Source organism: Pseudomonas sp. Bc-h, assembly GCF_002080045.1.
In the GTDB taxonomy this organism is placed as follows: domain Bacteria; phylum Pseudomonadota; class Gammaproteobacteria; order Pseudomonadales; family Pseudomonadaceae; genus Aquipseudomonas.
This window is the reverse complement of record NZ_MUIN01000007.1, coordinates 149,641-175,260: the sequence shown is the minus strand read 5'-3', so window position 1 is coordinate 175,260 and position 25,620 is coordinate 149,641. Positions and strand designations below refer to the sequence as shown.

Here is a 25,620-nt window from a genome sequence, read left to right as displayed (position 1 = left end):
CCGATTTCCGTATTCTGGTGAGTGAAAGGTTCAGGCCTGGGTTAGGTACCAGCGCCAGTCTTGTTCACCCACTTCGGCCATGAACTGCCGGTATTCGGCGCGTTTGACCGCTAGGTACACACCCAGAAACTCAGCGCCCAGGGCGTCCCTGGCCCATGCCGATTTCTCCAGCGCGGTCAGCGAGGTCAGCCAGTCTGTAGGCAGCAGGGTCGTGGCCTGCGCGTAACCGTTGCCTTCGACCGGGGCGCCGGGATCGATGTTTTCTGTGATCCCGCGATGAATGCCAGCGAGAATCGCAGCCGCCGCCAGATATGGGTTGGCGTCGGCGCCACAGATGCGGTGTTCGATATGTCGGCTATTGGCCGGACCACCCGGCACACGCAGGCTGACGGTGCGGTTGTCGACACCCCAGGTCGGCGCCAGCGGGGCGTAGCTGTTGGCCTGGAAACGGCGATAGGAATTGGCGTTGGGGCAGAACAACAGCAGTGAATCAAGCAGCGACTCCAGCATCCCGCCGACCGCCTGACGCAGCAACGGCGTACCTGCCGGATCTTCCGACGCAAACAGATTGCAGCCCTGGTCGTCGGCGATGCTCACGTGCATGTGCATGCCAGTCCCGGCCAGATGATCGAACGGTTTGGCCATGAACGTCGCTTGCATGCCATGTTTGTGCGCTACCGCCTTGACCAGGCGTTTGTAACGCACAGCCTGGTCCATCGCTTCCAGGGCATCGCCGTGCTCGAGGGTGATTTCCACTTGCCCTGGCGCGTATTCGGAAATCGCCGTACGCGCGGGAATGCCATGCAGCTTGCATGCGGCGTAAAGGTCGGCAAGGAAGGGTTCGATCTGTTCCAGTTCACGCAAGCCATAAACCTGGGTGTGTCTCGGTCGGCCACCGTCGGCGTCCAGCGCAGGTTGCGGTCGACCATTGGCATCACGTTTCGCGTCGAGCAGATAAAACTCCAGTTCGCACGCCATCACCGGGTGGTAACCCTCAGCGTTCAACCGCTCGATGACCTTGATCAACAAATGCCGGGGATCGGCGATGCTGGCGGGCATGCCCTCGGCAGGGTGCATGCTCACTTGCACCGCGGCGGTGGGAATCTGCCGCCACGGCAGTCGGACCAGGCTGCCTTCAAGTGGGTAAGCGCGACAATCGATGTCGCCGACGTCCCAGACCAGCCCCGAGTTTTCGACGTCCTCGCCCTGTAAGGTCAGACCCAGGATGGTGCTTGGCAGTGGGCGTCCACTTTCGTACACGGCGATCAGCTCTTCGCGGTGCAAAAGCTTGCCCCGAGGCACGCCGTTGGCGTCGAGGATGAACAGTTCGAACATGTCGATATCGGGGTTTTGCGCCAGAAAATCACGGGCGACTTCAACGGAAGCAAATTTCATCGTTCTCTCGCTTGCGCCACGGGGGCGCACAGAATCACGCCACGCGAATATCACCGGGCGCGCAGGCTCGGGGTCGCAATGGCAGGCGTACTGAAAATATTGGGCGAATAGACTTGGCGCGATTGTTCAGGCGCTCAAGCGAGAGACGAGGTATCCGGCGGACGTGCGGAGTGACGCACTTTGGAGCGGCGCAAGGCCATGGGGAGGTTGGTGATTCGCATGACCCGTTCCGGTCCGTTGGAATGAAATGTCGACAGCATGTTGCTGCGACAGACAAGTTAATAGACCTGTTCAAGCAAACTTGCAAGAGCTGTGTGTTTTGTTTGACAGTCGGGTCGAGGTGCAAACCAGGTGAAACGCCTTGCGTTACAGCGTTTTGCCGAGGGCGGAAAACGGTCCTGAAATCGCTGTGGAGGAAGGGAAGATTCCCTCGAGCGCGAGGATGCCTGAAGGGGCGGGGCTACGCTCGGAAGTCCCTGAAAGTCAACGGCAAATCGTGCAAAAAGTTGTCCACGGAAACCGTGAATATGTCTGTGGATAACTGGCTGTAAGCCCTTAAATGCAAGGGCTTACTTACAATGATCGTTTAATGATCAGTTCCCGCAATGGCCCTGATGCAGGGCGCCAATTGTCAGAAAAGGGTTCAGTGACAGGCGTTGCTGAAGGAGGTGTCGATCACGCTCTGCGTGTCGAAGGTCTTGGGTAACGCACCAGTCTGAACGAGGAAGTCCGCCGTTCCTTGGTAGTCCCTGGCAGCGCCATCATCCACTGGCCCCACGCTCATGTCGGCCTGGCCGATCCAGTGCCGCGACACTGCCTGATCCAAGTTGGCTTTTTTTGCCCAGAGATCAGCTTGGGGGTTGCTTGTTGGACTGCGGGGCTGCGGGGCTACGGCTGCTTGAGGTTGCACGTTGCCAAGATCACACAAAACCGCCGATCCGTCGCTGGACGGATCGGCGGCAGTCATCACCGAGCAATATCGCCATTCAGCAAGTCAGGATTCAGCCCACTCGACATCCGTCAGCCCAAGCTGTTCGGCTTTGGGTTTACTGACTTTCGGCACTTTGTCCGAACGGTACTTCGGTATCTGCCCAAACCCTGCGTCTACGGAAGCCCAATGCCATGCGGATGCGTTATCCATGCTTTCGGCGCTGATGTAGAAGCTTTTGTACTTTCCATGCAGCAGATAATCGATTCTGAAATGCTTGTACTGTGCCACTCTCGCAAACCTCCCTATCAGTCGCTCACACTTCACTGAGTCGCTGCTGATGGGAAAATTCAGTCTAATTAATTCTTTGAGGGCCAGACGGTTACGTGTGGTACAGAAGGGTGGCGGGGAAGTTGCAGATGTGAACGAATGGATGGACGCGCTCGGTTTTTCAGATCGGCTTGGTTTTGCTTGACGCCGACCTCTATAGCGGCCCGGCGTTGCGGCGATGGCAATCTTGAATACGCCACCGCCGGCAAGCCGGGCTGCTACGAGGAATGACTCGTCAGATTTACTTACTCACGAATTTGAACACGGTGGTCTGGGTATAGGCCTTGCCCGGGTCCAGTCGCGTGGAAGGGAAGTTTTTCTGGTTCGGCGAGTCAGGATAATGCTGGGTTTCCAGGGTGAAGGCGCCCCAGTGCGGGTAGATCTTGCCGTCCTTGCCCTTGACCGTGCCGTCCAGGAAGTTGCCGGTGTACAGCTGCACGCCCGGTTCCGTGGTGAATAACTGCAGATGCCGTCCGGATTTCGGATCGACCACTTCCGCAGCAAGCGCCGCTACCTTGCCCTTGGTGTCGAGGACCCAGTTGTGGTCGTACCCGCCCTGGGTCGGTTCGGCAAACTTCAGCTGTTCGTTGTCATCACGGATCCGCTTGCCGAACGCGGTGGGCTTGAGGAAGTCCAGCGGGGTGCCTGCCACGGGAGGCAGATCGCCGGTCGGGATCAGTTTCACGTTGACCGGGGTGTAATGCGACGCCTTGACCATCGCCACCTGATCGAGGATGTCACCGTTGCCGGCGCCCGCCAGGTTGAAGTAGCTGTGGTTGGTCAAGTTCAGCACCGTAGGCTTGTCGGTGGTGGCGTGGTACTGAATGCGCAGCTCGTTCTTTTCGTTGAGGCTGTAGGTGACTTCGGTTTTCAGCGTACCGGGGAAGCCCATTTCACCGTCGACCGACACATAGGTCAGCTTGACCCCGACCCAGCCTTTGTCCTTCACCTGTTCGGCCTTCCAGATCTGTTTGTCGAAGCCCTTGGTGCCACCGTGCAACGCGTTGGTCTTGTCGTTTTGCGGGACCTGGTAGGACTTGCCGTCGAGGCTGAACTTGCCGTCCGCCAGACGGTTACCGAAACGGCCGATGGTCGCACCAAAGTACGACGTGCCTTTGATGTAGCCATCCAGATCATCGAAGCCCAGCACCACGTCTTCAGTCTTGCCGTTCTTGTCGGGAACGAGCAGAGATTGCAGGGTGCCGCCGTAGGTGATGACTGTGGCCTGCATGCCCACGCTGTTGCGCAGCGTGTATTTCTCGACCGTGGTGCCGTCCGGCATCTTGCCGAAGGCGGCGTGCTCGCTGGTGAGCCCGGTGGCGCCGTTGGCTGAAAGCGCGGCGGCCAGCAGTGACAGTCCGATAGCAGGGATTAGCGTCTTCCTCATTACGTCCTTCCTTTTGTTGTTTTTAGTGCTGCTACAAGCCTCAAGCCGCGAGCTACCGGTGGGTTGACCGTGTACTGACGGCGTTCGGCCGGGAATTGGTAATACTATTCGTAAAGCAGTAAGCGGATTTCTCGATTTATAGAGCAAAAAGACTCGATTTAAAAATAAATTGTAATACTATTTAGCGATACCAACGCTTGGCATCGTCGCGCAGAGGTTTAGCTCAGGATTTGTGGCTTGTACAGGCGTTTGACAGCCAATCGTATGATGATTAGCCTCGATTCGCGGAAAGCACCGCGAAAAGGGGCAGACGTATGAGCAACAGTTTTCACGCGTCGACGGTAGACCGCCTGGGGGCCTGGATTGCTCAAGGCAATGTAGGGCCGGGCCAGTCGCTGAAGGTCGAGGCGGCGTTGGGTGAGGAGTTCGGGGTCAGCCGCACGGTGATCCGCGAGGCCATCAAGACATTGGTGGCCAAAGGGATGCTGGAAGTCGGCCCGAAGGTGGGTACGCGGGTATTGCCGGTGCGCAGCTGGAACCTGTTCGATCCGCAGGTGGTCGGTTGGTTGGCGGCCAAGGGCCTGCCGCAAAGCTTTGTGATGGACCTGCTGGATTTGCGTCGTGCCATCGAGCCGATGGCCGTGCGCTGGGCCTGCGAGCGGGCGACTGCGCAGCAGATTGCCGAGATTCAGGCGGCGTATCTGGTGCTGGAGTCAAGCGTCGCGAACAAGGGTGACTACAACCACGCCGACCAGTGTTTTCACGAGGCGGTGCTGGCGGCCAGTCACAACCAGTTCATCGAGCAGATGCTGCCGGCGCTGGGCGCGTTGCTGGCGATCTCCTTCGAGGTGTCGTCGGCGGTGCCGGGTGAGTTGGGCAGGACCTTGCCGCTGCACAAGGATCTGGCCGACGCCATCGCGATGCGGGATGCGGCCCGTGGTGTGTGGGCCTGCATGAGTCTGATCGAAAACGCCTGCGAGGTGATTTCCCGCTCGTTGGCGCAGCAAGCGCTTCAAGGCAAATAGTTCAAGGGGCGATCAGCCCTCGACAAGAATAAAAACAGGATATCCGTATGAAGTGGCAGCCGGTCTGTGACCAGCGATTCAAATTGGCCGAAGGGCCGTTCTGGGATGACGTCCAGCACGCGTTGTACTGGGTCGACATTGCCGGATTCCGCGCTCTGCGCCTGCACCAGGGGCAACTGCGCCAGTGGCAGTTCAACGAGCCAGTTTCAGCGTTCATTCCGACTACTCAGGGCGATGCATTGGTCACGCTGGCCAGCGGCGTCTACCGTCTGGACCTGAGCTCCGCCGCCGATCATCCGGCGCTTGCGCTGCTGTGCGTGGCCGACCCGATTCCAGGCAATCGCGCCAACGAAGCCCGGTGCGACAAGCGCGGCCGGCTGTGGCTGGGCAGCATGCAGAACAACCTCGATGCCGAAGGCGGCGACCTGCCGCTGGAACGGCGTTCCGGGGGCATTTATCGGGTGGATGCGGATGCCCGCGTCACGCCTTTGCTCAGCGGCCAGGGCATCGTCAACACCATGCTCTGGGCCGACGACCACAGCGCACTGCTCAGCGCCGACAGCCTCGACGGCGTGATTTACCGTTACCCGATTCAAGCCGACGGTTCATTGGGCGACCGGCGTATCTGGGCTGCCGAGCATGTGCGCGGGGTGCCTGACGGGTCGGCCATGGACGCCGAGGGTTATGTCTGGAATGCCCGTTGGGGCGGTCATTGCATCATCCGCTTCGCCCCCGATGGCAGTGTCGACCGCATCGTCGAAGTGCCGTTGAGCCATCCCACCAGCTGTGTGTTCGGCGGGCCTGACATGACGACCTTGTTCGTGACCAGTGCGCGACCTGCCAGCGGTGCGTTGGATCTGGACGGTTCTGTGCTGAAGGTCGAGACCGGCATCAAGGGCCTGACTTCGGATCGTTTCGGCGGTTGAGTAACGGCAATGCGAAAGGGTGTGACACTCGGTTACATAGACTGCATTGATAATATGATATGACTGTTTTCAGTCGAACGACGGCCTCGCTTTAACGGTGTGGCCGTTCACGACACTCACTGCTGGACGCTGTAGCTAGTCAATAAAAATAAGGAGTTAGCTATGTTGAGTCGCCACGGGATTCGTTCCCTGTGCTGTGCCGCTGTTGCCACCGCTATCGTTGGAATGAGCGGCGGTGCCATCGCTGCCGATAAGGTCAAGATCGGGTTCCTCGTCAAACAGGCAGAAGAGCCCTGGTTCCAGACCGAATGGCAGTTCGCCGAAAAAGCCGGCAAGGATCACGGTTTTGAAGTGATCAAGATCGCTGTGCCGGATGGCGAAAAAACCCTCACCGCAATCGACAACCTGGCGGCCAACGGCGCCAAGGGTTTTGTCATCTGCCCGCCTGACGTTTCCCTGGGCCCTGCCATCGTCGCCAAGGCCAAGGCCAACGACCTGAAAGTCATGGCCGTGGACGACCGTTTCGTCGATGCCAAGGGCAAGTTCATGGAAGACGTGCCGTATCTGGGCATGGCGGCGTTCGAAGTCGGCCAGAAACAGGGCGCGGCCATGGCCACCGAGGCGCAGAATCGCAAATGGGACTGGAAAGAAACCTACGCGATCATCAACACCTATAACGAACTGGACACCGGCAAGAAGCGCACCGACGGTTCGGTGGATGCGCTGAAAAAAGCCGGCCTGCCGGAAGACCACATCCTCTTCACCCCACAGAAGACTCTCGACGTGCCGGGCAGCATGGATGCAACCAACGCAGCCTTGCCTAAACTGCCAAGTGGCGCGAAAAACCTGATCGTTGGCGGCATGAACGACAACACTGTTCTGGGTGGCGTGCGTGCAACCGCAGGCGCGGGTTTCAGCCCGGATAACGTGATTGGCATCGGCATCAACGGCACCGACGCCATCGATGAACTGAAAAAGGCAAAGAGTGGCTTCTTCGGTTCGATGCTGCCTAGCCCCGACAAAGAGGGCTACAACACTGCACTGCAGATGTACGAGTGGGTCACTACCGGCAAGGAACCGGCCAAATACACCGCCATGGACGACGTGACCCTGATCACCCGCGAGAACTTCAAGGAAGTGCTGACCAAGATCGGTCTGTACAAATAACCCGCGGCGCACATCGGCAGGCCTGACACTGTTTTGTCAGGCCGACATCTGCAAGGCCTCGCTCCGCACCGTTCGGGTGGAGCGAGGAGGAGGTGGTTCATGCAACAGGCATCCGTACAACAACAGCAGTCCGCTGGCAGTCTGCGCTTCAACGGGATCGGCAAGACTTTTCCCGGTGTGAAGGCACTCTCGGACATCAATTTCGAAGCTCGGCCAGGCAGCGTTCATGCACTGATGGGCGAGAACGGCGCGGGCAAGTCGACGCTGCTGAAAATCCTCGGCGGCTCCTACCAGCCCAACAGCGGTGACCTGCAGATCGGCGACCAGCACCTGGCGTTCAAGTCCACGGCCGACAGCATTGCCGCAGGTGTCGCGGTCATTCACCAGGAGCTGCACCTGGTCCCGGAAATGTCGGTGGCGGAAAACCTGCTGCTCGGCCACATGCCCAATCGCTGGGGAATGGTCAACCGGCGCGCGATGATGCGTCGGGCCCGCGAGTTGCTCAAAGGCCTGGCGGATGAAATCGACCCTGGCACGCGCCTGGGCGATCTGTCGCTGGGTCAGCGGCAACTGGTTGAAATCGCCAAGGCCATGTCGCGCAATGCTCACGTCATTGCCTTCGACGAGCCCACCAGCAGTCTTTCGGCCCGCGAAATCGACCGCTTGATGGCGATCATCGTCAAGCTGCGCGATGAAGGCCGGGTCATTCTCTACGTGTCGCACCGCATGGAAGAGATCTTCCGCGTCTGTGATGCCGTAACCGTGTTCAAGGACGGGCGCTTCGTGCGTACTTTCGAGGACATGGCCGATCTGGACCACGACCGCCTCGTGACCTGCATGGTCGGCCGCGACATTCAGGACATCTACAACTACCGCCAGCGCCAGCATCAGGGCCCGAGCCTGCGCGTCATCGGCCTCATGGGCCCTGGCATCCAGGAACCCGTGAGCTTTACGGTAGAGAAGGGCGAAGTGCTGGGTTTCTTCGGGCTGGTCGGCGCAGGGCGGACCGAGCTGTTCCGCATCCTTTCGGGGCTGACCCGCAGTCAGGCCGGGACCCTGCAACTCGACGGCAAACCGTTGAACCTGAGGTCACCTCGGGATGCGATCTCGGCCGGCATTCTGCTGTGCCCGGAAGACCGCAAAAAAGAAGGCATCGTGCCGCTGTCCAGCGTTGCCGAAAACATCAATATCGGCGCACGTCCGCGGCATGTGCACATGGGTTGTCTGATCCAGGGCCGCTGGGAACGGGACAACGCCAAGCATCAGATCCGCGCGATGAACGTCAAGACGCCTTCGCCAGAGCAGCAGATGCTGTTCCTGTCGGGCGGCAATCAGCAGAAGGCCATTCTCGGCCGCTGGTTGTCGATGCCGATGAAGGTCCTGCTGCTCGACGAGCCGACCCGTGGCATCGACATCGGCGCCAAATCCGAGATCTATCAGATCATTCATAACCTGGCCGCCGACGGTATCGCGGTGATCGTGGTGTCCAGCGACCTGATGGAAGTCATGGGTATTTCCGACCGCATTCTGGTCATGAGCGAAGGCGCCATCACTGGCGAGCTTTCTCGCGATGAGGCCAATGAACAACGGTTGTTGCAATTGGCACTGCCGCGCTCGCGCGGCTGAGATCTGGTCACGACAGTGAAAAATAAAAACGAGGTGCGTATGTCTACCGAAACCAGCCTGACGGCTCCCCGCCAGGGCATGAACATGCGTCGATTCGTCGACGATTGGGCCATGCTCCTGGCTGCACTGGGCATCTTCGTGCTCTGTGCCTTGCTCATCGACAACTTCATGTCCCCGCTCAACATGCGGGGCCTGGGGCTGGCGATTTCCACGGTCGGCATCGCTGCCTGCACCATGTTGTTCTGCCTGGCCTCCGGGCATTTCGACCTGTCGGTCGGGTCGGTGCTGGCGTGTTCCGGGGTCATTGCCGGGATCGTCATTCGCGACACCGACAGCGTATTCCTCGGGGTGTCTGCGGCATTGGCCATGGGCCTGCTGGTGGGGCTGATCAACGGGATCGTCATCGCCAAACTGCGCATCAACGCGTTGATCACCACGCTTGCGACCATGCAGATCGTGCGCGGCCTAGCGTATATCTTCTCCAACGGCAAGGCGGTCGGTGTTGGCGATGAAGCGTTTTTCGTGTTCGGTAACGGCCAACTGTTCGGCGTGCCGGTACCGATCCTGATCACTATCGCTTGCTTCGTGTTCTTCGGCTGGTTGCTCAACTACACCACTTACGGTCGCAATTCGCTGGCCATCGGTGGCAACCAGGAAGCCGCATTGCTGGCGGGTGTACACGTCGACCGGACCAAGATCATCATCTTCGCGGTTCACGGGCTGATCGGTGCGCTGGCAGGCGTGATCCTGGCGTCGCGCATGACTTCCGGCCAGCCGATGATCGGTCAGGGTTTCGAGCTGACCGTGATCTCGGCCTGCGTATTGGGCGGGGTATCGCTGAGCGGCGGTATCGGGATGATCCGTCACGTCATCGCCGGTGTGCTGATTCTGGCGATCATCGAAAACGCCATGAACCTGAAGAACATCGACACCTTCTACCAGTACGTGATTCGCGGCACGATCCTGTTGCTGGCGGTGATCATTGACCGGATGAAACGCCGCTGATGATGCCTTCAGTCGCCTGAATCCTGTAGCAGCCCGGCTTGTCGGCGGTCGCGATCATGAGAACGACATCGCCGGCAAGCCGGGCTGCTACAAGAGGACGTGGGCGTCAGCTCACTCCCGCCGTTGTTCAGCCCGTGCGAGAGCCTGCTCGACCCACCTGGCAAACGCCAGCGTCGCGGTATCGCTCATCACCGGCCCCACCAACTGAATCCCCAGCGGCAACCCTTGCGGCCCGAAGCCTGCCGGCAGGTTCAGACTCGGTAATCCCAGCAGACTCCAGACCCTGGAAAACAACGGATCTCCGGTGCGTTGCAGCCCCAGGTCCGCCTCGCCACAGGCGCTTGGCGTCATCAGCAGATCGTAATCCACAAACCCTCGGCCCAACTGATGCCGTGCCGAAGCCACCTGTGCGCGATGTTGCAGGGTCTGCTCATAAGTCACTCGAGCACCACGCTCCAGCATTTCCTTGAGGCGCTCGCTCAAGAGCTGCGGATGATTCAATCGCTCGTCGGCCAGCGCCTTGAACGCTTCGGCGGCCATCACCTCATCATGCACTTCGGTCAGCGCCGACACCGCGTCAGTCAACGTGACATCGACGAGGTAAGCACCGGCAGCCGCCATGCGGCTAATCGTGGCTTCGAACGCCAGTTGCGCGGCGGGGCTGGCGGTGTCCCACCAAGGGCTGCGACACACGCCGATACGTGGCCTGGCGTCGTCCGGCAACGCCCGCCATTGCGGGGCGTTGGCCATGACCGAGGTGAGCAGCGCCACATCCTCGACACAGCGCCCGAAACCGCCCACCGTGTCCAGCGACTCGCTCAGACTCTTGACCCCTGCACGTGGTATCAGGCCGAAACTGGGCTTGAACCCGACGATGCCGCAATAGGCTGCCGGGCGAATCACCGAAGCAGCGGTTTGCGTCCCTAGCGCCAGCGGCACCATATGCGCGGCCACGGCTGCAGCCGAACCGCTGGACGAGCCACCGGGCGTGTGCGCAGGGTTGTGCGGGTTACGAGTGGGGCCGGGGGTGAAGGTGGCGAACTCGGTGGTCACGGTTTTGCCCAGCACGATTGCCCCAGCGGCGCGACACATCGCAACCGCAGCCGCGTCGTGATCGGGTTGGTGCTGCTGGTAAATCGGCGAGCCGAAGGCGGACGGGAAATCGCGGGTGTCGAACAGGTCTTTCACGCCAAGGGGCAAACCGTGCAACGGCCCGAGTACAGGGCCCTGATCCAGTTGCCGGGCATGTGCCATGGCGCGTTCGGCATCGTACTGACGCCAGGCGAGGACATGCGGCTCTCGGTCGTGGATAGCCTCAAGGCAGGCGCCGAGCAGTGCTTGCGCAGTCAATTCACGACGTTGCAGAAGCCGGGCGGCGGCGCTGGCAGTCAGTTGGATCAGATCACTGTTGGCGAGGGGCACGGGACGGTCCGGGAAGTGCTGTAGGGGTACTGGATCATGCCGGAGCAGATGAACAGTTGTATACCGTAAATCCCATCACTCAACCCAACTTCGAGGTCACGAAGATCAGACGCACAGAAGCTTGAGCCAACTCTTGCGCTTCGGCGCGAATAACGTCGAGTTCGGTTTTAAGCGTTTCATCCTGAGTATCGTTGGCGCGTGACTCTATCAAGACTGTCATTTGATAAAGCGCGTCGATGAGCCCGTGAAGATTGCGATGTAGTTGATGAGTGACTTTATCCAGGTGCTCGTCCACCACCGGTTGTGTAGATGGCGATGAGCCAGAAGCAAGTTCCGCATTGCGGTGTCGCACGCCAGTCAACACATACTGGATATCAACCCCGGCCTCGGCAATGCGCAACAGGTAGTCGGTTTTAGGGGAGCGGGCGCCACTTTCATAATTGCCCTGTGCATTGGTTTCGACACCGCCGACGGTACCGAGTGCGCTTTGCGACAGTTTGAGGCGTGTGCGCTCCTCTCGAAGTCTAGGACCAATCCCTGTCATGTGTAACTCCTTCGTGATGTAACGGGCAGACAAGTCGGATGGCAATGCCGACCTGTTATGCACAAACACGGCTTAAGTTGTGCGTGGAAATAGAGAAATTAGAGTAATTCATCACATTTGACGCTACGGTGTGTTAACGATGTGTAGGCAGGAATATAACGTCACTTGATTTGGATTGTGGATCCAATTGAGGGGTAATCGCAAATTATTCTGAAACAAGTGTATGAACGGTAGGGCATGGAAAGTTGTACTCGAAGCGATTCTTGTACAATTTCGTCATAGAATTATTAACGTTGTATGCGAGTGAAACAGTCCCGGATATCTCGCCAAAGTACCCGGGAAAGAAGCAAGGTTTGTCAGGAAGGGCAGCGAGAATCGGGCTGGCGAGCCCAGCTGTTGGCGGTTTTGGCAATGCTGTCTGCCAGGCTTGAAACAGCCTTCTGATGGGCCAGTACCAGACTTTCCATACCGACACCGGCAGGCTGACGGATGACACTGCTGCAGGTCAGGGTCTGACGTTTTCCGCTGCCATTGCCGCGCAGACTCAGGTTCCACACCACATCGATCAGGGCGTACTGGCCCAGCACGGATTCGAAGCGCCGGACATCGGTGCGGATCGACAGCACCGGCTGGTCGCTCTGTTTGGGCAGCCCCGCCAGATCGCGGGAGCCGAAACGGCGCTCCAGCTCGCCGGTCAAGGCGTCATGGAATTCATCGCCCAAGGGCGCGCCCCAACGCTCATTTTCCAGAATGGCCAGACTGCCATCGCCCTGACGCACCACCAGCGGTGGCTGATCCACTTGCACGGCCATCAACACCGCCTGCATCTCGAACTGGAAGGGCGCCGCAGAGGTATTGGCAGGTGCCTGGGTCGCCGGGGCGATCAGGGTGTAGTAATGGGTCGGCGTCGATGAACAGGCGCCCAGGCCCAAGGCGCAGACCAGGGTCAGCAGATGATTACGCACAGTCATTGCACAGGCTCCGGAGCGATTTCACGGGAAGAGGATGAACCTTTATACGAGCCGGGCGCCGCATCGCCGGAGCGACCACGGATCAACGACTCGGGGTGGCGGCTGAGGAAGTCGGTCAATACGCGTACCGAGCGCGCAGTGCGCTGGACTTCTTCCATCGCCTGACTCAACTGTTGGCGCGCCGGAGAGTCATCCGAGAACGTTGCATTGGCGTTGCCGATGGTTTTCTGCGCCTGCTGCAAGGTGCCGCGCACTTGCGGCAGAACGTCGGTATTCACCTGTTTCATGGTCTTCTGAAGTTCGACCAGACTGCCATTGAGATTGTTGGCCAGTTCGTCGATCGGGATTTTCCCCAACTTGTCGACGAATGCCTGCAGTTGCTCCTGCAACTTGTCGAAACTGCCGCCCACGGTGGGGATTTCAAGCGGTCTGGATTTCGGGTTGTAAGCGATCTTCGGGGCTTTCGGATCGAAATCCATCGCGATATACAGCTGGCCGGTCAGCAGGTTGCCGGTGCGGATCTGCGCGCGCAAACCGCGCTCGACGAAGCGCCCGAGGATTCTCGACGTCTGTTCTTCCTCGTCGCCACCACCGGCCTGTTCCTTGAGCTTGTCGTTGGCACCGCCCAGACGCTGCGGATAGATCACGGCGCCGACCACGCCGGGGAAGCTTCCGGTTGCCGGATCGTAGTCCAGATCCACCGACACCACGCGGCCGATATTCACCCCCAGGAAGTCCACCGGCGCGTTGACCACCAGCCCACGCAGCGATTGATTGAAGCGCATGCGGATGTACTTGGGCTCGCCATCGGGTGGCGCAAGGGCGGTGGCCTGGTCTTCGAACAGCTTGAATTCGGCGTTGCCATCAGCGGCTTTGGCGTCAGGGCTGTACTTTGGTTCGCGGAAGGCGATCCCCCCGGAAACGATCGAGGTCAGCGACTGCGTCGAGACTTTCAGGCCCGCTGCGCCGAGGGTGACGTCCACGCCGCTGGCGTTCCAGAAACGCGTGTCGGTCAGCACGTACTGGTCGTTGGGCGAGTTGATGAAGATTTCGATGTCCACACCCTTGCCGTCCTTGGCCAGTTCGTAGGCCACCACCTGGCCGACCTGAATACGCCGGAAATAGATCGGCGAGCCGATATCCAGTGAACCGAGGTCGTCGGTGTGCAGGATGAAGCGCTTGCCTTTCTCGCCGAAGGTCACCGGCGGTGGCGTCTCAAGGCCCTTGAAATTTTTCTCGGTCTTCTCCGAGCTGCCGGCGTCGGCACTGATGAAGGCGCCGGAGAGCAGCGTATCGACACCTGACACGCCGTGGGCGCCGATGCGTGGGCGCACCACCCAGTATTGCGAATCGGCGCGGGTGAACGGCGCGGCCGATTGATTGAGCTCGATGGTCGCCAGAATATGCGTGCGATCTTCGCTGAGCTCGATGTCGGTGACCGTGCCGATCACCACGTTCTTGTATTTGACCTGGGTCTTCTTGGCTTCCAGGCCCTCGGCGGTGAGAAAGCTCACCACGACCTTGGGCCCGACGTTGAGGAAGTCGTGGATGACCATCGACAGGCCGATGATGCCCGCGACGATAGGCACCAGCCAGACCAGTGAAACGCGCGCCTTGCGGGCCTTGACCTGCGGTCGCACAGGCGTCGGAGCTGACGGGGGTAGGGTGTTATCAGACATCTTCAACCTCTGCGTCCCAGATCAACCGGGGATCGAAACTCATGGCGGCGAACATCGTCATCACCACCACCAAACCAAAGAACAGGATGCCCAGCCGCGGCTCGATGGTGCTGAGCCCGCGAAACTGGACCAGCGCCGCGACCAGCGCGACCACCAGTACGTCGAGCATCGACCAGTAGCCGATCAACTCGATGAAGCGGTAAAGCCTTGAACGTTCGCGCATCGCCCACTGGCTGCGGCGCTGGCACGTCACCAACAACGTGCCCAGCACCAGGAACTTGATGCACGGCACCAGAATGCTGGCGATGAAAATCAGGATCGCGATGTCCCAGGAGCCACTTTCGGCAAACTCGATGACACCGCTCATGATGGTGTTTTCACTGGCGCTGCCCAGCAGCGTGGTAAACATGACCGGCATTGTATTGGCCGGAATGTAGAAAATCAGCCCGGCGATGAGAAATGCCCAGGTGCGCGCCAGGCTGTTCGGTTTGCGTTGATGCACCGGGGAGTCGCAGCGCGGGCACTCATGAGCGTCCTGCGGACATACATAGCTGCACACATGGCAGAGCGTGACGTTGTGTTCGCGGGCGAAAGGGATGCCGTTCATTCCGGTTCAACTCCCAGCTCGGTCCACAGCCGGCGGATGTCCTTGCCGGCAATCAACAGGATCAACACCATCAGCATGCCCATGGCCCATAACCCCGCACCGGGGTGCACGTCGAGCATGCCCGCCAGTTTGATGATCGCCACCAGGATCCCCAGCAGGCAGACCTCGAGCATGCTCCACGGCCGTAAATGTTCGAGGGTGCGCATGCAGGTCTTGAAGCCGGGGGCGATCTCGTTGCGATGGGCATGCACCAGCACCCAGAACAGCAGGGCGATCTGCAGCGCCGGTGCAAGAATGATCGCCAGCCCCGCGACCAAGGCGATCAGCGTGATCTGGCCATGGGCCAGGGCCTGCACCGAACCCCAGAGGGTCACCTCGTTGTACAGGCCTTTCATGCTGATGCTGATGACCGGGAAGACGTTGGCGAAGATGAACATGATCCCGGCGGCGATGCTCAGGGCCAGCATCTGTTCGATGCTCATGCGATGGCCGCGGTCGAGGACGGCGGCGCAGCGCAGGCAATAGGCCGACTCGCCCTTGTTCAAGGGCTGCGCCTGATACAGCGAATCGCAATGCTCGCAGATGATCCAGGCGTCGGGATCGTCGATCGGCGTCGATGCCGTCGTAGGCGCTGTTGTCGCAGAAGGGGACGTGTTCACGATAGGCCGGCTGTGCAGGATTGAATGCCGAACGACGGGGTCGCGCAGGTCGGGTGTCCGTCGCAATACGAATGCTGGTGGAGTGTGGCTGATGTCATGAACCGCACGCAGGTAGTGGCGAATGAAAGATTGACCACATTGCCAGCATCGCGTTCGGTGCTGGCCGGGTCATCAGAAAAAAACAGGCTGAATGAAAGCACGTTTCGGCGTCGTCCCGTGCAGGAGTTGTTGCGACGTGTGTCGCCGCAAACGCAACAAGTGTAGCGCGACAGCAAGGTGTTGCGCTGCTGGCAACGACGATAACTGATTGAAAAACAGGTGTTTTCTGACCGTGGCACAGCGCTTGCTCTCTCCGTGTTCAGCCGGGGCACATATGCCCCCGGTTCTAATAAGAACGGAGAGCCTCATGAACCGACCTGGCCAGCATCTTCGCCTTACCGGCGCCCCGACCAGCCTGTTACTCGCTGCCTTGACCCTGAGCGTCGCCACGACGCCCCAGGTTTTCGCCGCCGACAAACCTGCCGCCGTAGATGGCGCGCGCATCGGCGCGGCGGATCAGGAGCCCGGCAACTGGATGAGCCACGGGCGCACCTACGACGAACAGCGCTTCAGTCCCTTGAAGAAAATCAATGACGGCAACGTGTCCGGCCTGGGCCTTGCGTGGACCTACAAACTCGACATCGACCGGGGCGTGGAAGCGACGCCGATTGTGGTCGACGGGGTGATGTACACCACCGGGCCCTTTTCGGTGGTCTACGCGCTGGATGCGCGGGACGGCAAGCTGCTGTGGAAATACGACCCGCATTCCGACCGCAGCCGTGCCGGTGAAGCTTGCTGCGATGCGGTAAACCGAGGTGTCGCGGTGTGGGGCGGTAAAGTCTTCGTCGGTGTGCTCGATGGGCGTCTTGAAGCCATCGATGCCAAGACCGGGCAGAAGGTCTGGTCGGTCGATACCCGCACCAGCCCGGACCGTTCGATCACCATCACCGGCGCGCCGCGTGTGGTGAAGGGCAAGGTGATCATCGGCAACGGGGGCGCGGAGTACGGCGTGCGCGGTTATATCACCGCCTACGATGCCGAGACCGGCAAACAGGACTGGCGATTCTTCACCGTGCCGGGCGACCCGAAGTTGCCGCCGGAAAACAAGGCCATGGAGATCGCCAGCAAGACCTGGTTCGGTGACAAGTTCGTCGAGCAGGGCGGTGGCGGTACGGTCTGGGATTCGATGTCCTACGACCCGAAACTCAATCTGCTGTACATCGGCGTCGGCAACGCCTCGTCGTGGAACCCGCGCCTGCGCTCCGAAGGCAAGGGCGACAATCTGTTCCTGTCGTCCATCGTTGCGATCAACCCGGATAACGGCGAATACGTCTGGCACTACCAGACCACGCCCGGCGACGCCTGGGACTTTACCGCCACCGCGCACATCATGCTGGCGGACCTGAAGATCGACGGCAAAATGCGTCAGGTGCTGATGCAGTCGCCCAAGAACGGCTTCTTCTACGTCATCGACCGCAAGACCGGCGAGCTGTTGTCGGCCAAGAACATCGTGCCGATCAACTGGGCCACCGGGGTCGACATGAAAACCGGTCGGCCGATCGTCGACGAGAAGGCTGCGGTCTACTGGCGCGATCCGGAGAAGAAAGCCCTGCTGGTGCAGCCTGCGTTCTGGGGCGCCCACGATTGGCAGCCGATGTCCTATAACCCCCAGACCGGTCTGGTCTACATCCCTGCGCACATCATGTCGGCGCTGTATCAGGACGTCGACGGCCAGCCGCCGCGCAAGAAGTTCAAGAGCATGTACCAGTTGCAGGTCAACACCGGAATGATGCCCGAAGACCCCGAAGGCCTGCGCAAACTCGCCGACACCTGGACCGGCAAGCTCATCGCCTGGGATCCGCTCAAGCAGGAAGCGCGCTGGGAAGTGCCGTACTCGACGATCTTCAACGGCGGCACCCTGAGCACGGCGGGCAACCTGCTGTTCGAGGGCACCGCAGATGGCCGGGTGGTCGCCTATTCGGCGGACAAAGGCAAGGTGCTGTGGGAACAGCCGGCCAATACCGGCGTGATGGCCGGGCCCGTGACGTATGAGGTGGACGGCGAGCAATACGTGACGTTCATGGCCGGTTGGGGCGGGGCGTTTTCCACCTTCGCCGGGGCCCTGTCGTTGCGCGCCGGGGTCAAACCCAACGCTCAGGTGCTGACCTACAAGCTCGGTGGCACGGCGAAACTGCCTGACCTGAAATACAAATACGCCGACCGCAAAGTCGATCCACCGGCGTTCACCGGCACCACCGAGCAGGTGGACAAGGGCCGCGCGCTGTTCAACGGCCACTGCGACACCTGCCACGGCATCAACGCCATCAGCGGCGGCGTGTTGCCCGATCTGCGCATGCTCAGTAAGGAAAACCACCAGATGTTCCTCGGCATCGTCTACGGCGGCCGGGTGAATGACGGCATGCCGTCGTTCGCCGACGAGCTCAAGCCAGACGAAGTGGAGCTGGTGCACCAATACATCATCAAACGCGCCAATGACCTTAAGAAAGAAATGGCTTCGGCGAAGACGGCTGCGGCGCAGTAGTCCGTAGTGATCAGACCTGTAGCAGTCCGGCGGGACTGCTGCGGGGAAATTTTCCCTGATTCAAGATAGAGGCAGAACACATGAGCACTTCATTACCGATCTACCAAAGCTACATCGACGGCGCATTCAGCGCGGGCGACAACCTGATCGAGGTCTTCAATCCGGCCAATGGCGAGCTGCTGGGTTCTGTGCCGGAAACCAGTCTGAGTGAAGTCGAACGCGCGATTGCCGCAGCGCGCGCCGCCCAGAAAGGCTGGGCGAAGAAGCCGGCCAACGAACGCGCAGGGTATTTGCGCCGCATTGCCAGCAAAGTGCGTGAAAACGCCGACCGGCTGGCGCGGATCATCACCGCCGAGCAAGGCAAGGTGCTGGGTCTGGCGCTGGTGGAAGTTAACTTCACCGCGGATTATCTGGATTACATGGCCGAGTGGGGCCGTCGTCTGGAAGGCGAAATCCTCACCAGCGACCGCCCGGGGGAGAACATCTTCGTCTTCCGCAAACCGTTGGGGGTCGTCGCGGGAATACTGCCGTGGAACTTCCCGTTCTTCCTCATCGCTCGCAAACTTGCCCCGGCGTTGATCACCGGCAATACCATCGTCATCAAGCCCAGTGAAGAAACCCCGATCAACTGCTTCGAATTCGCGAAACTGCTCGCCGAAACCGACCTGCCCAAAGGCGTGGTCAATATCGTTTCGGGCAAAGGCGCCACAGTGGGCAATGCCCTCAGTGCCAGCGCGAAAGTGGACATGGTCAACTTCACGGGCAGCGTGGCCACAGGTCAGCGGATCATGGCCGCCGCCGCGCACAACATCACCAAACTCAACCTTGAGCTGGGTGGCAAGGCGCCTGCGATCGTGCTGGCCGATGCCGATCTGGGGCTGGCGGTCAAAGCGATTACCGCCTCGCGGGTGATCAACACCGGACAAGTCTGCAACTGCGCAGAGCGGGTGTACGTCGAGCGCAAGGTGGCTGACCAGTTCGTCGAACAGGTGAGTGCGGCGATGGCGGCGACCAAGTATGGCGACCCGCTGGCCGAAGAAGGACTGGACATGGGGCCGTTGGTCAACCAGGTCGGTCTGGACAAGGTTGCGCAGATGGTCAAGACCGCCGTCGGCGATGGCGCGCAAGTGATCACCGGTGGCGCGGTTGCAGACAAGAACGGCAAGGGCTTCCACTACCAACCGACGGTGCTCGCCAACTGCCGTCAGGACATGGAAATCATGCGTCAGGAAATCTTCGGGCCAGTGCTGCCGATTCAGATCGTCGATGATCTGGACGAAGCCATCGCCCTGGCCAACGACTGTGAATACGGCCTGACCTCATCGATCTACACCCGGGATCTCAGCGCCGCGATGCGCGCCTGCAACGAGATCGACTTCGGCGAGACCTACATCAACCGCGAGAACTTCGAGGCGATGCAGGGCTTCCACGCCGGGATCCGCAAGTCCGGAATCGGCGGTGCGGATGGCAAGCATGGGGTGTACGAATTCACCCATACCCATGTGGTGTATATCCAGATTTGAGAAGTAGGACAGCCAAGCGCCAAAGGCCTCTGTAAAGAATGAAATCTGAACAGAGCGTTGTGGGAGGGAGCTTGCTCGCGCATGCGGTTTCTCAGACATGGATGTGTCGACTGACACGACGTTTTCGCGAGCAAGCTCCCTCCCACCGTTGCAGCTTGGCTGGCCAGTGCAGCCAAATAACCAACGCTGTCTCCTCAGCGATCACATTCGTGTAATTTGTCCCCCTGTCTCCACCACCTCCGAGTCACCCATGTCCCTGCCCGACGACGGCCCCGAGCAAACCAAGGCCACCGGCGAAACCGTCATGCGTTATCACTTGCGCTGGAAGGACCGAGACCTGGACGGCGTGATGGCGCTGTATCACCCGGACATCCAGTACCACGACTTCTTCCAGAACTGCACGCTGGGCCTGGCCGAGTTGCGCGAGTACGTGCGGGTCAGCATGCCGCGCGAAGCCGACGAAGCCCTGGAACACAGCGACCGCATCCGCATCGACGGCGACACCGCGTTCATCCAGTATCAAGTCACGCTGCGCGGCGGCCGGGGGCTGGTGTCGTTCCGCGCCAGTGAAGCGATCACGGTGCGCGATGGGCTCATCTGGCGGGTCAACGAATACGCCTCGCTGGTGCGCGAAAGCGTTGGCGGCACAGCCACCCAAAAAGCCCGGCCCAGCGTCAGTCGTCTGGGGCTTTCACCCAGGCAGCTGAGCTTCATGGCTGACGATCTGCAGGACTACTTCCTGCGCCAGCAGCCATATCTCGATCCTGATCTGGACTTGCAGCGCGTGGCCAAGGCCTGCGGTTACAGCCGCAATCAGATGTCCTATCTGCTCAATCAGGTGCTGGGGCAAAGCTTCTACCGCTACGTCAATCAGGCCCGTCTGCAGCACGTCCTCGATGCACTGGAGAAAACCCCGCAACCCGCCCGCATCGACGAACTGGCCTTTGCCGCCGGGTTCAATTCGCTGTCGGCGTTCTACAGTTGTTTTCGCCAACGCACGGGCCTGACGCCCAAGGCCTGGATCAAACAGAGCCTCTCCAGCTGAGCCCGCGGGATTCTTTGCGGGCACGCACGCAAGACAACCGCTAAGGCGAACGTCTAGCATCAACGGCATCTACCGATGTTCGATGGAGTGTCGCAATGCCAGCGTGGCAAAAAATCAGCTTGTGGATGGACCAGCTCGATGAGCCTCTGGCGGCGCGTCCTTCGTTGCAGCAAGACATCGACGTCGATGTGGCGATCATCGGCGCAGGCTACACCGGGCTCTGGACCGCCTATTACCTCAAGCGCCATGCGCCGCAGCTGAATGTCGCCATCGTCGAGGCGCAGACTGCCGGCTTCGGTGCATCCGGGCGCAACGGCGGCTGGCTGATGGGCAATCTGTTGGGTGAAGACCGCATGCTTGCCGGGCTGTCGGCCGAGGAGCGTCGTGCGTCCTACGACCTGCTGTTCGGCATTCCCGATGAAGTGAAAAGCGTGCTCGACCGCGAAGGCATCGAGTGCGATTACCGCAAAGGTGGGGCGCTGTACTGTGCGGCGCGCTATCCCGAGCAGGAGCGCAGCCTGCGTGAGTATCTGCACAAGCTCTACAAACAGGGCCTGACCGAAGCCGATTACCGCTGGCTGAGCCCCGAGCAACTGGCGGGGCAACTGCGCATTGCGCGCCCTTACGGAGCGATCCATTTTTCTCATCTGGCCACCCTGCAACCGGCGAAACTGGTGCGCGGGCTGGCGCGTGCAGTGGAGGCCATGGGCGTGCCGATCTACGAGAACACTCCGGCCACCGATTGGCGCTCGGGGCTGGTCTCAACGGCTCACGGACAGATTCGCAGCCGCTGGGTGGTGCCTGCGGTGGAAGGCTATGCCGCGAAGCTGCCGCCATTGGGCCGCTATCAGTTGCCGGTGCAAAGTCTGATCGTCGCCACTGAACCCTTGCCTGCCAGCGTCTGGGACGAAATTGGTCTGAGTGAGGGGCAGGCGTTCGGCGAAAGCAGCCGGCAGGTCACTTACGGCCAGCGGTCCATGGACAATCGGCTGGTGTTCGGCGCGCGCGGTGGGTATCAGTTCGGTGGTCGTCTGCGCGAAAACTTCGACCTGACCAGCAGCGAAATCGAGTTGCGGCGCTATCTGTTCGGCGAACTGTTCCCGCAATTGAAGAAAACCCGCATCACGCACTCCTGGGGCGGCAATCTGGGCATGGCCCGACGTTTTCATCCGCACATGCTCTGCGACCGGGCCAGCGGCATTGCGTTGTCTGGCGGGTATGGCGGGGAGGGCGTCGGCGCCAGCAACCTCGGCGGGCGCACGCTGGCCGATTTGATCCTTGAGCGCGACACGCCGCTAGTGCGTCAGCCCTGGGTGATTCGCGCAGGCTCACTCAACAGCCTGAAGAGCTGGGAGCCCGAGCCCTGCCGCTGGCTGGGGTATAACGCAATCATCCGTAGTTTTGTCAGCGAGGATCAAACCCTCGCCGACCCTGCAACGCCGGCCTGGCGACGGAAGATTGCCAGCGCTGTGGCGGATTTCATGGAGGGGATGATGAAGTAAGTGAACGCCGCAGGCAGTTGACAGGTTGTTTTCATTGGCAAGGTCAAGAGCGTCAAGTCAGGCATATCTGTTTCGACAAACCCACCGCTTTCGCTGCCGTCGTGACCTCCGGCGTCTCCCACAGGACCGTGGTGTCCCGAAAGCTGCGCTATGGCCGTAACCGCCTACCAGCTGTGACACGATCTCAGCGGGAGACGCCGGAGGTCATGACGGCAGTGACAGGGGTAGTGTGCAGACTCAATGGTCTTGATGTTGAATTAACTGCCGCCTTCGCGACCCTCGTGACCTCGGGTTGCTCCCACAGGCACAGCGGCGCACGCGGTTTGTGTGGGAGACGCCGGAGGTCACGACGGCAGCGAAGCGGTGTTCCAGGCACAACGCGGTCACCGCCCCATCGCATTTGCAGCTGTCGCCAGAAGTGCCCACGAGGTCATGACTGCATCAAGCCCCCTGTGGGAGACGCCGGAGGTCACGACGGCAGCGAAGCGGTGTTTCAGGCACAACGCGGTCGTCGGCCANAGGTCACGACGGCAGCGAAGCGGTGTTTCAGGCACAACGCGGTCACCGCCCCATCGTATTGGCTGCTGTCGCCAGCAGCGCCCACGAGGTCATGMCTGCATCAAGMCCCCTGTGGGAGACGCCGGAGGTCACGACGGCAGCGAAGCGGTGTTTCAGGCACAACGCGGTCACCGCCCCATCGTATTGGCTGCTGTCGCCAGCAGCGCCCACGAGGTCATGACTGCATCAAGCCCCCTGTGGGAGACGCCGGAGGTCACGACGGCAGCGAGGCGGTGTTTCAGGCACAACGCAGTCGTCGGCCANGCCCACGAGGTCATGACTGCATCAAGCCCCCTGTGGGAGACGCCGGAGGTCACGACGGCAGCGAGGCGGTGTTTCAGGCACAACGCAGTCGTCGGCCAACGTGGTTCTATCAGGTATGCAGCCGTGCTAACCCACTCGATTCGGCTGCACGATCCGGTACTTCTTCATCTTGCGATACAGCGTCGATCTCGCCACCGCAAACTCATCGGCGACGCCGGTGATGTTCCACTGGTGCCGACGCAGGGCTTCGAGCAAGCGTTGCCCCTCGTCGTCGGCGGTCAGTTGCGCCAACGGCGGTCGGCTTTCCACCGCGCTCGGTAGCGCCTGATCCTGAGGCCCTTGATCGAGCACCTCAGCGGGCAGACACTCAGCATCGATCCAGCCATCCTCGGCCAGCGCCACGGCGTAGCGCAGCACATTGATCAACTGGCGGATATTGCCCGGCCAGGCATAGCGGCTCAGCCGTTTCATGCAGGTGGCGTCGATGCGGCATTTTTCTCCACCCGGTTGATCGCGCAACACTGATTCGATCAACAGACGGATATCACTGCGCTCGCGCAACGCCGGCAGCTGCAGGGTCATGCCGTTCAGGCGGTAAAACAGGTCCTCGCGAAAGCGCTTGCCGGCCACCATTTGCGTCAGATTCTGGTGGGTCGCGGAAATCACCTGAATGTCCAGCGGCAGCGGGGTATCGGCACCCAGCGGGGAGATCTCGCGTTCGGCGAGTACCCGCAGCAAGCGGGTCTGCAAGTGCGCAGGCATATCGCCGATTTCGTCGAGAAACAACGTACCGCCATTGGCGATTTCCAGCTTGCCCTTCATGCCTTTCTTGCTGGCGCCGGTAAAGCTGCCGCTGCGATAGCCAAACAGTTCGCTCTCGATCAACGTCTCCGGAATGGCCGCACAGTTGAGCGCCACGAAAGGGCCCGCGCGACGCCCACTGGCGAGGTGAATCGCCCGGGCAAAGGCTTCTTTACCGGTGCCGGTTTCGCCGTTGATCAGAATCGGCAAGTCCTTGTCGAGCACCTTGTGCAGGCGCGCCACGCTCTGTTGCAGGCGGGCATCGGCACCGGCCAGGCGTTCCAGTGTCGGTGCGCGATGGATGATCGCCGCAGGCTGCGGTTCCGGCTGGCGAGGGGAGCGAACCTTGACCGGCATGCGCAGCCCGACCTCCACCAGCCGCTGCCCGGCGCGCAAACGCGTGGCATTGGCGCCGCCGTTGCACAGGCGCAGCAGTTCATCGACGTCCACCGGCAGCAGATCATCCAGCCGGCGGCCGAGCAACAGGCCGTGACCGTGGGTCTGATGCTCGACGAAGGCCGCACGATTGGCACCGATCACCCGACCCTGATCGTCCAGTGCCAGCAACTGCTCGTTGGCCAGGTCGCTGATCTCCTCGCAGGGCTTGATCATCAGTGTCAGGGTGTTGCGATGGCTGTGGCGGAAGTAGGCGTTTTCGATCATCCGCGCATACATGATCACCAATTGCAGAGTCAGGTATTGCGCCTCTTTCGGGCCGTTGCTGTTCAGGCACGAGGCGTTCAGGCAACCGCGGACATTGCCCAGCGAATCGAAGATCGGCGAGACTGAGCAACTGAGGCGGTCGTTCTCACGCAGGAAGTGCTCGTCGCGGTGAATGATCAGCGCGCTGCCCGAGGCCAGCCCGGTACCGATGCCGTTGGTGCCCACCAGGGATTCGTCCCAGCGTGAACCGACAATCAGCCCGGAGTCGGTGTAGGCGCTGCCGGTGGTCGGCACCCGGGAGTCGAGGGCGATGCCGTGTTCGTCGCTGAGCAGCACTGCGAAACCGGCCTGACCGACACGCTTGGCCAGGCCGCTGACGCCTTGCCCGGCAATGGTCATGTAGTCGTGATGGAATTCCTGATGGCGATGGATTTCGGCGGCGCTGAGGATCACCTTGTTGCCGCGCCCGGCGGGCTCCAGGCCGTGCTCGACGACGCTGCGATACCACGACTGCACGATCAGGCCGTCGGAAGGCAGGCTGCGGTCAGGGAAATAGTCTCCGACGAAGGCGTTGAGATCAGCGGGTGCATTGCCCGTGGTCTGCAAGGACATGGCGATTCTCCTGATGCGTCTGCAACCTGGCGGTGGCAGCGCATAAATTATTGTTTTTCATGGCTCAAGGGACAGGGCCGCGAACGGTCTTGACGGCAGGCGTAATGTCTCAGACTAGCTTTTGATGAAAAATTCGCTTGTTACAAAAAATAATCCCGGAAAGCGAAGACACCCCAGCAAAACCCGTACCGGCGCAAGGGCCGATGCTGTGAGGCCTCTGTTTTGCGACTGATCGGTCGGCTGCGGCAAAACCGTTGCGCGACGGCCGTTGCAGCGGCGCTACAACTGTAGCGGGTGTGTTGCGAGGCGAGCGCGACTCAGACAATAAGCCGGTCTTGCAGGCTTTGCGCATTGGGGTATAACAGGGCTGCCGGACTGTCCCGGTCTTGTCAGGGAGTGC

19 protein-coding genes and 1 pseudogene are annotated in these 25,620 nt (G+C 60.6%); 9 read left to right on the top strand and 11 right to left on the bottom strand.

Annotated features, from left to right (window positions below; translation table 11 throughout):
• Positions 1-30 precede the first annotated feature (30 nt).
• The 4 genes and pseudogenes from BWR59_RS13670 to BWR59_RS13655 form a co-directional block, all read right to left on the bottom strand.
• The gene (locus BWR59_RS13670; RefSeq protein WP_081566170.1) at positions 31-1,395 is read right to left on the bottom strand and encodes a glutamine synthetase family protein; all 1,365 of its coding nucleotides are present in this window, start codon (positions 1,393-1,395) and stop codon (positions 31-33) included.
• A gap of 643 nt (positions 1,396-2,038) precedes the next feature.
• Positions 2,039-2,248, bottom strand: a pseudogene (locus BWR59_RS13665) (ABC transporter substrate-binding protein); the annotation flags it as partial.
• Between the two features lie 141 nt (positions 2,249-2,389).
• Complete coding sequence (locus BWR59_RS13660) at positions 2,390-2,614, bottom strand: DUF6555 family protein (protein WP_081566169.1); 225 nt, start codon at positions 2,612-2,614, stop codon at positions 2,390-2,392.
• A 280-nt stretch (positions 2,615-2,894) separates the two neighbouring features.
• Entirely contained in the window at positions 2,895-4,040 is a 1,146-nt protein-coding gene (locus tag BWR59_RS13655) for an aldose epimerase family protein (RefSeq protein WP_081566168.1), read from the bottom strand.
• Positions 4,041-4,354: 314 nt separating this feature from the next.
• On the opposite strand from BWR59_RS13655, the gene BWR59_RS13650 reads away from it, so the two are divergent.
• The 5 genes from BWR59_RS13650 (at position 4,355) to araH (ending at position 9,789) form a co-directional block, all read left to right on the top strand.
• On the top strand, positions 4,355-5,065 hold the full coding sequence (locus BWR59_RS13650; protein WP_081566167.1) for a FadR/GntR family transcriptional regulator: 711 nt from the start codon (positions 4,355-4,357) through the stop codon (positions 5,063-5,065).
• 47 nt (positions 5,066-5,112) lie between these two features.
• The gene (locus BWR59_RS13645; protein ID WP_081566166.1) at positions 5,113-5,991 is read left to right on the top strand and encodes an SMP-30/gluconolactonase/LRE family protein; all 879 of its coding nucleotides are present in this window, start codon (positions 5,113-5,115) and stop codon (positions 5,989-5,991) included.
• Between the two features lie 162 nt (positions 5,992-6,153).
• Positions 6,154-7,158 (top strand): substrate-binding domain-containing protein, encoded by a 1,005-nt coding sequence (locus BWR59_RS13640; protein ID WP_081566165.1) that lies wholly within the window; start codon positions 6,154-6,156, stop codon positions 7,156-7,158.
• Between the two features lie 99 nt (positions 7,159-7,257).
• Complete coding sequence (araG, locus tag BWR59_RS13635; protein WP_081566164.1) at positions 7,258-8,784, top strand: L-arabinose ABC transporter ATP-binding protein AraG; 1,527 nt, start codon at positions 7,258-7,260, stop codon at positions 8,782-8,784.
• Between the two features lie 39 nt (positions 8,785-8,823).
• Positions 8,824-9,789: an L-arabinose ABC transporter permease AraH gene (araH, locus tag BWR59_RS13630; RefSeq protein WP_081566163.1), complete on the top strand. Its 966-nt coding sequence runs from the start codon at positions 8,824-8,826 to the stop codon at positions 9,787-9,789.
• Between the two features lie 111 nt (positions 9,790-9,900).
• Here the strand turns inward: araH and BWR59_RS13625 are convergent, their stop codons facing one another.
• The 6 genes from BWR59_RS13625 to BWR59_RS13600 form a co-directional block, all read right to left on the bottom strand.
• Positions 9,901-11,211: an amidase gene (locus tag BWR59_RS13625; RefSeq protein WP_081566162.1), complete on the bottom strand. Its 1,311-nt coding sequence runs from the start codon at positions 11,209-11,211 to the stop codon at positions 9,901-9,903.
• Between the two features lie 79 nt (positions 11,212-11,290).
• Complete coding sequence (locus BWR59_RS13620) at positions 11,291-11,755, bottom strand: helix-turn-helix domain-containing protein (protein WP_081566161.1); 465 nt, start codon at positions 11,753-11,755, stop codon at positions 11,291-11,293.
• A 356-nt stretch (positions 11,756-12,111) separates the two neighbouring features.
• Positions 12,112-12,726, bottom strand: coding sequence for a PqiC family protein (locus BWR59_RS13615; protein WP_081566160.1), 615 nt, complete (start codon positions 12,724-12,726; stop codon positions 12,112-12,114).
• Positions 12,723-14,405, bottom strand: coding sequence for an MlaD family protein (locus BWR59_RS13610; protein WP_081566159.1), 1,683 nt, complete (start codon positions 14,403-14,405; stop codon positions 12,723-12,725). The genes BWR59_RS13615 and BWR59_RS13610 overlap by 4 nt, the downstream gene beginning before the upstream one ends.
• Positions 14,398-15,012, bottom strand: coding sequence for a paraquat-inducible protein A (locus BWR59_RS13605; RefSeq protein ID WP_081566158.1), 615 nt, complete (start codon positions 15,010-15,012; stop codon positions 14,398-14,400). The genes BWR59_RS13610 and BWR59_RS13605 overlap by 8 nt, the downstream gene beginning before the upstream one ends.
• The gene (locus tag BWR59_RS13600) at positions 15,009-15,620 is read right to left on the bottom strand and encodes a paraquat-inducible protein A (protein ID WP_081566452.1); all 612 of its coding nucleotides are present in this window, start codon (positions 15,618-15,620) and stop codon (positions 15,009-15,011) included. Before BWR59_RS13600 ends, BWR59_RS13605 begins: the two co-directional genes overlap by 4 nt.
• Before the next feature lie 457 nt (positions 15,621-16,077).
• Between BWR59_RS13600 and BWR59_RS13595 the strand changes: the two genes are divergently transcribed.
• From BWR59_RS13595 to BWR59_RS13580, 4 genes are all read left to right on the top strand, one after another.
• The gene (locus BWR59_RS13595; RefSeq protein ID WP_081566157.1) at positions 16,078-18,252 is read left to right on the top strand and encodes a PQQ-dependent dehydrogenase, methanol/ethanol family; all 2,175 of its coding nucleotides are present in this window, start codon (positions 16,078-16,080) and stop codon (positions 18,250-18,252) included.
• 80 nt (positions 18,253-18,332) lie between these two features.
• Complete coding sequence (gene aldA, locus BWR59_RS13590) at positions 18,333-19,775, top strand: aldehyde dehydrogenase (RefSeq protein ID WP_081566156.1); 1,443 nt, start codon at positions 18,333-18,335, stop codon at positions 19,773-19,775.
• A gap of 250 nt (positions 19,776-20,025) precedes the next feature.
• Positions 20,026-20,820, top strand: a complete 795-nt coding sequence (locus BWR59_RS13585) for a helix-turn-helix domain-containing protein (protein ID WP_081566155.1) — start codon at positions 20,026-20,028, stop codon at positions 20,818-20,820.
• Positions 20,821-20,915: 95 nt separating this feature from the next.
• Entirely contained in the window at positions 20,916-22,322 is a 1,407-nt protein-coding gene (locus tag BWR59_RS13580) for an FAD-binding oxidoreductase (RefSeq protein WP_081566154.1), read from the top strand.
• Positions 22,323-23,270: 948 nt separating this feature from the next.
• On the opposite strand, the gene BWR59_RS13575 is transcribed toward BWR59_RS13580, so the two are convergent.
• Complete coding sequence (locus BWR59_RS13575) at positions 23,271-25,220, bottom strand: sigma-54-dependent Fis family transcriptional regulator (RefSeq protein ID WP_081566153.1); 1,950 nt, start codon at positions 25,218-25,220, stop codon at positions 23,271-23,273.
• Positions 25,221-25,620 lie beyond the last annotated feature (400 nt).

Coding starts and splice junctions, on each gene's coding strand:
- BWR59_RS13595 (WP_081566157.1), top strand. CDS start 16,078: ATGAACCGACCTGGCCAGCATCTTCGCCTTACCGGCGCCCCGACCAGC.
- BWR59_RS13655 (WP_081566168.1), bottom strand. CDS start 4,040: ATGAGGAAGACGCTAATCCCTGCTATCGGACTGTCACTGCTGGCCGCC.
- BWR59_RS13640 (WP_081566165.1), top strand. CDS start 6,154: ATGTTGAGTCGCCACGGGATTCGTTCCCTGTGCTGTGCCGCTGTTGCC.
- BWR59_RS13610 (WP_081566159.1), bottom strand. CDS start 14,405: ATGTCTGATAACACCCTACCCCCGTCAGCTCCGACGCCTGTGCGACCG.
- araH (WP_081566163.1), top strand. CDS start 8,824: ATGTCTACCGAAACCAGCCTGACGGCTCCCCGCCAGGGCATGAACATG.
- BWR59_RS13575 (WP_081566153.1), bottom strand. CDS start 25,220: ATGTCCTTGCAGACCACGGGCAATGCACCCGCTGATCTCAACGCCTTC.
- BWR59_RS13620 (WP_081566161.1), bottom strand. CDS start 11,755: ATGACAGGGATTGGTCCTAGACTTCGAGAGGAGCGCACACGCCTCAAA.
- BWR59_RS13585 (WP_081566155.1), top strand. CDS start 20,026: ATGTCCCTGCCCGACGACGGCCCCGAGCAAACCAAGGCCACCGGCGAA.
- BWR59_RS13645 (WP_081566166.1), top strand. CDS start 5,113: ATGAAGTGGCAGCCGGTCTGTGACCAGCGATTCAAATTGGCCGAAGGG.
- BWR59_RS13650 (WP_081566167.1), top strand. CDS start 4,355: ATGAGCAACAGTTTTCACGCGTCGACGGTAGACCGCCTGGGGGCCTGG.
- araG (WP_081566164.1), top strand. CDS start 7,258: ATGCAACAGGCATCCGTACAACAACAGCAGTCCGCTGGCAGTCTGCGC.
- aldA (WP_081566156.1), top strand. CDS start 18,333: ATGAGCACTTCATTACCGATCTACCAAAGCTACATCGACGGCGCATTC.
- BWR59_RS13580 (WP_081566154.1), top strand. CDS start 20,916: ATGCCAGCGTGGCAAAAAATCAGCTTGTGGATGGACCAGCTCGATGAG.
- BWR59_RS13605 (WP_081566158.1), bottom strand. CDS start 15,012: ATGAACGGCATCCCTTTCGCCCGCGAACACAACGTCACGCTCTGCCAT.
- BWR59_RS13615 (WP_081566160.1), bottom strand. CDS start 12,726: ATGACTGTGCGTAATCATCTGCTGACCCTGGTCTGCGCCTTGGGCCTG.
- BWR59_RS13670 (WP_081566170.1), bottom strand. CDS start 1,395: ATGAAATTTGCTTCCGTTGAAGTCGCCCGTGATTTTCTGGCGCAAAAC.